Annotated in this window: 1 pseudogene; it reads right to left on the bottom strand. The window is 71.7% G+C overall.

Annotated features, from left to right (window positions below):
• Positions 1-350 (bottom strand): annotated as a pseudogene (locus MKK50_RS21205) (hypothetical protein); the annotation flags it as partial.
• Positions 351-460: the final 110 nt, after the last annotated feature.

Here is a 460-nt window from a genome sequence, read left to right as displayed (position 1 = left end):
TCACCCCCGGCTGCCGCCTCGCTTCGGCGACGACGAGGTCGCCGAAGCCCTCTCCCCGCGTGCGGGGAGAGGGGGGAGACTCTGGATGACCGCCTTTCCCGATCTGATCGACAAGATCCGCGCCGCCGCGCCCGACCTCCGAGGCCGATCACCATGACAGGCACCGACGGATCGAGGGCGGCGAGGAAAGCGGACAGGTCCTCCTCTTCGGCGCGGCTGAACAGCACCTTCGCCGGCCCGCCGACGCGGAACCACGTGAGGTCGGCGAGCGACTTGTTTTCGAGGAGACGGCCGCGGAGGTCGGGCGCGGCGGCACGGGTCTGGTCGACCAGATCGGGCAAGGCGGGCATCCAGAGTCACCCCCGCCTCCCCGCACGCGGCGAGAGGGCTTCGGCGACCCCGTCGTCGCCGAAGCGAGGCGGCAGCCGAGGATGAGGGGGCGGCTCAGAAGGAGGCTCTC

This window comes from Methylobacterium sp. J-043 (assembly GCF_022829505.1).
In the GTDB taxonomy this organism is placed as follows: Bacteria; Pseudomonadota; Alphaproteobacteria; order Rhizobiales; family Beijerinckiaceae; genus Methylobacterium; species Methylobacterium extorquens_A.
Note: the sequence above shows the minus strand (reverse complement) of the source record. Positions and strands in the feature narration are given on the sequence as shown.